Annotated in this window: 8 protein-coding genes and 1 pseudogene; 1 reads left to right on the top strand and 8 read right to left on the bottom strand. The window is 36.1% G+C overall.

Annotated elements, in window-relative coordinates:
• Nucleotides 1-118 (top strand): annotated as a pseudogene (locus tag FGF67_RS17700) (IS30 family transposase); the annotation flags it as partial.
• Between the two features lie 71 nt (nt 119-189).
• Here FGF67_RS17700 and FGF67_RS09915 read toward each other — a convergent pair.
• The 8 genes from FGF67_RS09915 to nrfD form a co-directional block, all read right to left on the bottom strand.
• Nucleotides 190-1,530 carry a cytochrome-c peroxidase gene (locus tag FGF67_RS09915; RefSeq protein ID WP_139697265.1) on the bottom strand — a complete coding sequence of 447 codons (1,341 nt, stop codon included), beginning with the start codon at nt 1,528-1,530 and terminating at the stop codon, nt 190-192.
• Nucleotides 1,531-1,702: 172 nt separating this feature from the next.
• Nucleotides 1,703-2,725, bottom strand: coding sequence for a Holliday junction branch migration DNA helicase RuvB (gene ruvB / locus FGF67_RS09910; RefSeq protein WP_139697263.1), 1,023 nt, complete (start codon nt 2,723-2,725; stop codon nt 1,703-1,705).
• A 109-nt stretch (nt 2,726-2,834) separates the two neighbouring features.
• The gene (locus FGF67_RS09905; protein ID WP_139697261.1) at nt 2,835-4,628 is read right to left on the bottom strand and encodes a cytochrome c oxidase subunit I; all 1,794 of its coding nucleotides are present in this window, start codon (nt 4,626-4,628) and stop codon (nt 2,835-2,837) included.
• A gap of 31 nt (nt 4,629-4,659) precedes the next feature.
• Nucleotides 4,660-5,727: a cytochrome c oxidase subunit II gene (locus FGF67_RS09900; protein ID WP_139697259.1), complete on the bottom strand. Its 1,068-nt coding sequence runs from the start codon at nt 5,725-5,727 to the stop codon at nt 4,660-4,662.
• 31 nt (nt 5,728-5,758) lie between these two features.
• Entirely contained in the window at nt 5,759-7,111 is a 1,353-nt protein-coding gene (locus FGF67_RS09895; RefSeq protein ID WP_139697257.1) for a quinol:cytochrome C oxidoreductase, read from the bottom strand.
• 22 nt (nt 7,112-7,133) lie between these two features.
• Nucleotides 7,134-7,685 (bottom strand): c-type cytochrome, encoded by a 552-nt coding sequence (locus FGF67_RS09890; RefSeq protein ID WP_233244051.1) that lies wholly within the window; start codon nt 7,683-7,685, stop codon nt 7,134-7,136.
• Nucleotides 7,686-7,693: 8 nt separating this feature from the next.
• The gene (locus FGF67_RS09885) at nt 7,694-8,224 is read right to left on the bottom strand and encodes a DUF3341 domain-containing protein (RefSeq protein ID WP_139697255.1); all 531 of its coding nucleotides are present in this window, start codon (nt 8,222-8,224) and stop codon (nt 7,694-7,696) included.
• Between the two features lie 9 nt (nt 8,225-8,233).
• Entirely contained in the window at nt 8,234-9,685 is a 1,452-nt protein-coding gene (nrfD, locus tag FGF67_RS09880; RefSeq protein WP_139697253.1) for an NrfD/PsrC family molybdoenzyme membrane anchor subunit, read from the bottom strand.
• Between the last annotated feature and the right edge of the window lie 6 nt (nt 9,686-9,691).

Here is a 9,691-nt window from a genome sequence, read left to right as displayed (position 1 = left end):
ATCAATCAAAAGAATAAAAGAAGTTGAAAAATTACTAAATTACAGACCTATTAGAAAGTTTAATTATAATAACCCTATTGAAGTCCTAAATAATAAGTGTGTTGCACTTATGGGTTGAACTCAGCCTTCTATTTAAAACTCTAAACTACAATTTTTGATTTACTTATTTTGTGCGATGCAACTTTAAAATTAATTGCACCCCATATCCTCAGAAGATTGGGCATCTGCGTTGATTAAGCAATTACCTGAAGGTAAACTTTCGGGCTGATAACGCATTAATTTTGAATCATATAACGAGTTTTCAATAAACAGTGCTATCAAATCTACCTCATGTTCTGACAAACCTAGAGGAACAAATAAAGAAGACAACTTATTTAAAGGTACTTCCGCATTTTCAGCTACACCTTTATTCTTATAAGTAACCACTTCTTTTACCGAACTAAAACTTCCTCCATGGCCTAAAAATTCAACATCTTTAAGATTGTACAATTGTGGCGTTTTAAACTTAAAATTATCTTCTTCTTTACCCGTAAAACCTCCTCTTCCTTTTCGAGTAGCCTCATCAATATCATTGAACACGTTTTCTCCAGCTAAATCATTCATCCCTAAAGCATGAAAGCTCATGCCGTTTAAACCAGGACCAGAGTGACATATGTAGCACTTAGCCTTATCAAAAAACAACAATGCCCCAGCCAATTCTTCATTACTCATGGCTTTAACATCCCCCTTAAGCCATTTTTGAAAAGGCGCTTCATTTGGCAATACAGTTCTTTCATAAGCAGCAATAGCTAAACCTGCATTTGTTTTACTATAGCGTATTTCCTCCAGATCATTAGGAAAGGCCTCATCAAACAAATCTATATAATTAGCATTATACAAAATATTTTTATCAACCATCATTCTATGAACACCAAGTCCTGCGATAGCCTGAGTTTCTACGCCTTCAAAACCTAAGGTATTCGTTTCTTTTGGTGTTCCTGGTGTCCAACTAGCTTCTGTTCCTGCATTCATTCCCTTAGCTCCAAATTGACCATTCCATAGCATAACTTCTTGATATGCGGCATTAAGAATGCTGGGAGATCTAATAGGTTGCACATCAATTTCATTTGCTTCATAGGTTGAAGATTTAACTCTGTCTTCACCATGAATACCAAAACCTATGCCTCCTTCTCCAATACCTTGTATGATTCCACTTTGAAATCCGGCAGCAGCATGATGACAACTGGCACATGAATAGGTACCCATACCTTCTTCTTTAGTTGGATTCAAAGCTAATGCCGTTTCGTGATATAAAAACTTTCCTAATTTTACCTTAGCCGAAGTAAGAGGATTTTTAACATCACTTGGGATAGCGGTAAAATCATTAGAAGCTGGTAGCTCTAAAGATTCTAATGAACCATATAAATCAATTAAGCGGTTTTCTAAATTTTCCTGTAAAGGTGTAGGTGTGTAGTAATCATGATCGTTTTCACATGCGCTTAATATTAACATTAATATTACCAATAGAATATAGTAGTTTGGGCTTCTCATGGCATAAAGATTTAGATTTGTTAAAAGTATCTTAAAGCAAAACTAACACCTTTATTACATACCTTACAAAATTGCAGATAATTAGCCAATATATTTGTTATGTTACCGCTAATTCGACCAACGACATATGATCTTCTACAAACGGCTTAAGAGATTTTAAAAATATACTATTTTAGAAAAGTCCGCCCTGTATAGATCCTTTTATTCTCCCCAAATGTTTATAAGCTTGTTCGGTAACCTCTCTTCCTCTAGGGGTTCGCATAATAAATCCTTGTTGAATTAAGAAGGGTTCATAAACTTCTTCAATAGTCTCAGGACTCTCGCTCACAGCAGTGGCAATTGTTGTAATCCCCACTGGACCTCCTTTAAACTTATCAATTATAGTAGATAGTATTTTATTATCCATCTCATCGAGCCCATGTGCATCTACATTTAAGGCTTCTAACGCATATTTGGCAATCCTTATATCAATATCACCATTGCCTTTTATTTGAGCAAAATCACGAACCCGGCGCAACAAGGCGTTGGCAATACGAGGCGTTCCTCTACTTCTACCTGCAATTTCAATAGCCGCTTGCATAGAGATAGGCACATCTAAAATACTTGCACTGCGTTGAATAATGGTAGTCAATAAATCAGTTTTGTAATATTGAAGTCGGCTCTGAATCCCAAATCGCGCTCGCATTGGCGATGTTAACAAACCCGACCGTGTGGTAGCTCCTACTAAAGTAAATGGATTTAAATTAATTTGAACAGTTCTGGCATTTGGTCCTGTTTCAATCATGATATCAATCTTATAATCTTCCATAGCCGAATACAAATATTCTTCTACAATAGGACTTAATCGATGAATCTCATCAATAAACAGCACATCACGCTCTTCAAGATTAGTAAGCAACCCTGCCAAATCACCTGGCTTATCTAAAACAGGCCCTGAAGTTACTTTTATACCAACATTAAGTTCATTAGCCAAAATATGTGCCAAGGTGGTTTTGCCTAAGCCAGGAGGACCATGAAATAATGTGTGATCTAAAGCTTCTGTTCGCAAATTAGCCGCTTGAACAAACACTTGTAAATTCTCCAACACCTGATCCTGCCCTGTAAAGTCGTGAAACACTAACGGTCTTAACTTTCTTTCTACGTCAAATTCTTCTGGTGAAAAATTATTATTTGTTGGATCTAAATTTTCATTCATGGCAACATCATCTTAAATAAACTATTGAACCCTTTGATTAAAACAAATATAAACAAAAAGCCTTTCCTAAATCAGGAAAGGCCTTATATGTATACTTAGCATATTATAATTAATGGTGTAACTCTTCTTCCCCTTCTTTTAACGGGACTATTTGAGGTACAAAATCAACATCATGACCTGGTTTACTATAGTCATAAGCCCAACGGTGTACATGAGGAATGTCCCCTGGCCAGTTACCATGAATATGCTCTACTGGGGTGGTCCATTCTAATGTTGTGGATCTCCATGGGTTTTGTGTTGCTTTCTTTCCAAAGTAAATACTAGAAAAGAAGTTATATAAGTACACTATTTGAACAATACCTCCAATCAGTGCAAATATGGTAATTACAACGTTAACATTCGCTAGATCGTCAAATAACGGAAAATTTGAATTTGTGTAATATCTTCGTGGTAAACCAGCCATACCTATAAAGTGCATAGGAAAGAACACACCGTAAGCACAAATAGCTGTTAACCAAAAGTGAATATAACCTAAGTTTTTATTTAACATACGTCCATACATTTTAGGGAACCAATGGTAAATACCTGCAAACATACCATACAATGCAGATATACCCATTACTAAGTGGAAGTGAGCCACAACAAAATAGGTATCGTGTACATTAATATCTAAGGCACTATCCCCTAAAATGATTCCTGTTAAACCTCCAGTAATGAATGTTGATACAAATCCAATAGAGAATAACATTGCTGGATTCATTTGTAAGTTTCCTTTCCAAAGGGTTGTTATCCAGTTGAAGGCTTTTACAGCTGATGGAATAGCAATTAATAATGTTGTAAAGGTAAATACAGATCCTAAGAAAGGATTCATTCCTGAAACGAACATATGGTGCCCCCATACTATTGTTGATAAGAAGGCAATAGCTAAAATAGAAGCAATCATGGCACGGTATCCGAAAATTGGTTTACGTGAATTAGAGGCCATAATTTCTGACACTAGACCCATAGCCGGTAAAATCACAATGTAAACTTCAGGGTGACCTAAGAACCAGAATAAGTGTTCAAATAAAACAGGTGAACCTCCTTGATAATGTAATACCTCCCCTTGAATGAAAATATCTGATAAGAAAAATGACGTACCAAAACTTCTATCCATAATCAATAACAAAGCAGCAGATAATAATACAGGGAATGAAATCACCCCAATAATTGCTGTTACAAAGAATGCCCAAATGGTTAAAGGCAGTCTTGTCATGGTCATACCTTTTGTACGTAAGTTAAGTACTGTAACAATATAGTTTAGAGAACCAAGTAATGATGAAGCAATGAAAATAGCCATAGACACTAACCATAACGTCATACCCATACCAGAACCTCCTTGAGCCATAGGCAGGGCACTTAACGGTGGATAAATAGTCCACCCAGCGGCAGCAGGACCTGCTTCAACAAACAATGAGATAACCATGATAACACTTGAAAGGAAAAACAACCAATAAGATACCATGTTTAAGAAGCCTGATGCCATATCACGTGCACCAATTTGTAATGGAATTAACAAATTACTAAATGTACCACTAAGACCAGCCGTAAGTACAAAGAATACCATGATAGTTCCATGAATGGTTACTAATGCCAAATAGATATCAGCATCCATAACGCCATCAGGAGCCCATTTACCCAGTAAAGCTTCAAATAATACATTTGGTTGTTCTGGCCATGCAATTTGCATACGGAACATTAAAGACATTAATACCCCAATAACCCCCATAATAGTACCTGTAACCAAATACTGTTTAGCAATCATTTTATGATCTTGACTAAAAATATATTTAGTGACAAACGTCTCTTTATGATGATGTCCGTGGTCTTCGGCGTGAGCGTGAGTATCTGCGTGTGCTGACATAATCTTGTTTCGTTTTTCTTTTTAAAATTAATTAGTTAATTAAAGAGTTTTTGAATTCTTTCTGCTCTTTAATCCAAGCATCATATTCTTCTTGAGTTTCAACAACGATCTTCATTTGCATGTTGTAATGTGATTTACCACAAATTTTATTACAAATCAATAAATAATCAAACTCATAGCGCTCTAAAGCTTCTTCTCCTTTAGCCACCAACGGTTTGCTGTTTTCAACTCTTATATCGTTAATTCTGTTTACCTTCTCTTGCATGTCAGGATTCTGACGCATATCGGCTGTAGTTACAGTTGGCGTGAAACCAAATTGGGTAATCATACCTGGAACGCAGTTCATTTGTGCTCTAAAATGTGGCATATAAGCGGAGTGTAAAACATCTTGAGAACGCATTTTAAATAATACTGGTTTCCCAACCGGTAAGTGTAGTTCAGTAGTAATGATATCATCCTGAGCATTAGGATCAGATTCATCTAAACCTAAGATATTAGCGCGGTCAATATCAATTAAACGTACGTTAGCTTTTCCTAATGTATTATCAGCTCCAGCATATCTGGCCTTCCAGTTAAATTGTTGTGCATATAATTCAACCACTAATGGATCATCGCTTTCATCAACTCCCATGATGTTAATCCACGTGTTCAATCCGTAAATAATTAAGCCCGCTAATACAATTACAGGAATGATGGTCCAAATAGCCTCTAACTTATTATTATCTGCAAAGAACAGTGCTTTTTTGCCTTTTTCACCTTTGTATTTAAACGCAAAGTAGTGTAATAAAAACTGCGTTACAGTTTGCACAAAAAAGATGATAACTAATGAGGTAATCATTAACCCATCTATGGTTGGTCCGTGCTCTGAAGCCGCATTGGATAGTAACGGTAAATCACCCCATTTTACAACACAAACAATGGTAATTACATAAATGAAAGCTAAGAACCCCATCATTAAGTAACCATTCATGGTATTGTCATTATCTGTAGCAACTTGAGCATTTTCCACTTTGGCCTGCGCCAAGTCAAAAATCTTTACCATTTGCCAAATGGCAATTAAAATAAATACTAAAACTGTAATTGTTAATAAAGCAGTCATATTATCGTGTTCGTCTTTATTTAAATCTTAATTAATAATGAAAATCTTCACTTTCTTTTCTTAGCGGATAGCCTTTAACAAGCAATGGTGCTTTTGTAAGTGCTGTAAACACTACAAAAATGAACAATCCTGCGAAAAGTAAAATGGCGCTAATTTCTGGAATACCTATAAACCATCTATCTCCAACAGTAGCAGGCATTATCATATTAAATATATCAACGTAATGCCCAAATAATATTACTAGACCTGTCATTACAACAAACCAAGGAATACGTTTGTAATCAGCATTCATTAACATTAGTATTGGGAATACAAAGTTTAAAACTACCATACCTAAGAACGGTAATTTATAATCATTAAAGCGCGCTATAAAATAGGTTACTTCCTCTGGAATATTTGAATACCAAATCAACATGAATTGTGAGAACCATAAATAGGTCCAGAAAATACTCATGGCAAACATAAACTTAGCTACATCATGTAAGTGATTCTCATTTACAAACTCCAAATACCCTCTAGATTTTAAATAAATAGAAATTAAGGCAATAACTGTAATACCACTTACAAACATACTAGCAAACACATACCATCCAAATAAGGTAGAAAACCAGTGCGGATCAACACTCATAATCCAATCCCAAGACATCATAGATTCGGTATAAATAAAGAATACTAAGAATGCTGCAGAAATACGGAATGACTTTTTAAAGTTACTTTTATCTTCGGCGGTATCTTGAGCGATAGAGAACTTTCTAGAAAAATGACGGTATAAAACCCATCCTCCTATAAATATAAGACCTCTAATTATAAAGCCTGTTAAATTTAACCAACCTGATTTTCCTTGAATTAATTTATCATGAGCTACTACATCAGGATCCATCCAAACAAATAAGTTATAGTGTCCTATAGTTCCAGAGGCTACGGCAATAGCTAAAACAATTAACGCTCCAGGTAATAGATAAGCGGTGATACCTTCCATTACCCGAAATAATACTGGTGACCATCCTGCTTGTGATGCAATTTGAATAGCATAAAATGCTAATACACCTAAGGCAATCATCATAAAGAAAAAGGCAGCTACATATAATGCCGACCAAGGTCTGTTAGCTATTTGATGTTGTACATGCTCAACGTGTTTAGCATGTGCATCAACTTCAGCATGAGCCTCCTCACCATGTGAGTTAACAGTTGCATGTGCTCCATGACTAGCTTCGTCATGCGCTACTTCTGCATGACCACCTTCATGATGCGATTCTTCTGCCAACAAGTGCTCAACCTCTTCAAAAGATTTATGAGATGTCATAAAACCATAACCCACACCTAATGCTCCTAAAATAATTAGAATGAAGGAAAATGTTCTTAATTTATTTGAAAATGTATACATATCTATAGTAATCTTATCAATCTTATTTTTCTAAATCTGCTTTCAACTGTAAAACATATGACACAACTTGCCAACGCTCTTCTTCGTTAAGCTGGTTAGCATACGATCCCATGGCGTTTTTCCCGTAATAGATGGTATGGTAGATGCTACCTTCATTGATAGCTCTCCCTGCATCGTCATAACTAGGAATACCTAATATTTTTTCTCTTTTTACTAAGTTACCTTGTCCGTTACCCTTTGTACCATGGCAAATACCACAATAAATATCATAAAGTTCTTTCCCTCTAACAAAATCTACTTGTGTTGAATCTAAAGGACTTTTTAAAGTTTCTTTTGCCAACGCATAACCTTCTGTTGAATTTTCAATATCAAAAGGTACGAATCCTCTAGGTACTGTACCTTCAGCAGGTAACTGTGCTTCAACCCCATTAGGAAATGCCGCTTCACCATACGTTTCATATCCAGCAGACTCATACATATTTGGCATGAATTGATAGTTTGGCGCTGTTTTCTTATTACAAGAAACGCCTACAAAAACAACTGCTATTACTACTATTTTAATTAAGCTTTTCATGTTCTCTATTAATGGGCTTTATCTACTAAATTAACTTCTACGGCTCCAGTATCTTTTAATAAACCTACTAAGGCTTCCTCATTTCCATGAACGGCAATTTCCATTAAGAAATGATCATCCGTGGTTCTGGGATCAGGATTTTCAGATTTCTTAAATGGCCACATTCTGCTACGTAAGTAAAATGTAATTACCATTAAATGCGCTGCGAAAAATACCGTTAACTCAAACATGATAGGCACAAATGCCGGCATGTTTTCAATGTAACTAAAACTTGGTTTACCACCAATGTTTTGTGGCCAATCTTCAATCATGATAAAATTCATCATGGTGATAGCCACCGTTAAGCCAACCAACCCATATAAAAAAGCGGTGATAGCAATACGTGTTGGTGCTAATCCCATGGCACGATCTAGTCCGTGAACAGGAAATGGTGTATAAACCTCTTCTATATGATGTTTTTCTGCCTTAACCTTTTTTACAGCAGACATCAAAATATCATCGTCTGTATAAATAGCGTGAATTACTTTTGAAGCTTCCATATGCTACTTTTAGTTTTGTGTTTCTTTATTAATGTCTCCTGAAGTTCTAGCATCAGCACCAGTTCCTACTAAACTTTTACCAGCTTCTCTTAAGTTTTTATACTTGTCTCCTGAAGATTTTAAAATCGTTTTAACCTCTGCCTGTGCAATTACAGGGAATGTTCTAGAGTATAATAAGAACAATACAAAGAAGAATCCAATTGTTCCTATAAATATACCTATATCTACAAATGTAGGTGAGAACATCGTCCAAGATGATGGTAAATAATCACGGTGCAACGAGGTTACAATAATTACAAAACGCTCAAACCACATACCTATGTTTACCACAATTGAGATAAAGAATGAGAACATAATACTCGTTCTAAGTTTTTTGAACCACATAAACTGCGGCGAGAACACGTTACAAGTCATCATTGCCCAGTAAGCCCACCAGTAAGGCCCTGTTGCTCTATTTAAGAAGGCATACTGCTCATACTCCACTCCAGAATACCATGCAATAAATAACTCTGTAATATAAGCCACACCTACTATAGAACCTGTAATCATAATTACAATGTTCATTAATTCAATATGTTGTACAGTAATATAATCTTCTAGATTACATACTTTTCTCATAATAATAAGTAAAGTGTTTACCATGGCGAATCCAGAGAATACCGCACCTGCAACGAAATACGGCGGGAAGATGGTTGTATGCCATCCAGGTATAACCGATGTTGCGAAGTCAAACGATACAATGGTATGTACAGAAAGTACTAAAGGGGTTGCTAAACCAGCCAGTACCAAAGATACTTCTTCAAAACGTTGCCAATCTTTAGCTCTACCAGACCATCCGAAACTCAATAAAGCGTATATTTTCTTTTGGAACGGTTTTATAGCACGGTCACGTAACATTGCAAAGTCAGGTAATAACCCCGTCCACCAGAATACTAATGAAACTGATAAATAGGTTGAGATTGCAAATACATCCCAAAGTAATGGTGAATTAAAGTTTACCCATAAAGAACCAAATTGGTTAGGTATAGGTAACACCCAGTACCCTAACCATGGGCGACCCATGTGAATGATTGGGAATAATCCCGCTTGAACTACCGAGAAGATAGTCATCGCCTCTGCCGAACGGTTAATGGCCATTCTCCATTTCTGACGGAATAATAAAAGTACCGCTGAGATAAGGGTTCCTGCGTGACCAATACCAACCCACCAAACGAAGTTAGTAATATCCCAAGCCCATCCAACGGTCTTGTTTAACCCCCAAGTTCCAATACCTGTAGATATGGTATATAAAATACATCCGATTCCCCAAAGGAAAGCGACCAGTGAAATACCAAAAACTATCCACCATTGTTTGTTTGCTTTTCCTTCAACAGGCCTTGCTACATCCACAGTAACGTCGTGGTATGATTTGTTACCTGTAACTAAAGGTCTTCTAATAGGTGCTTCGTAATGAGACGCCATAATTAT

Origin of the sequence: Allotamlana fucoidanivorans (assembly GCF_006265225.1) — a bacterium.
Lineage (GTDB): Bacteria > Bacteroidota > Bacteroidia > Flavobacteriales > Flavobacteriaceae > Allotamlana > Allotamlana fucoidanivorans.
Note: the sequence above shows the minus strand (reverse complement) of the source record. Positions and strands in the feature narration are given on the sequence as shown.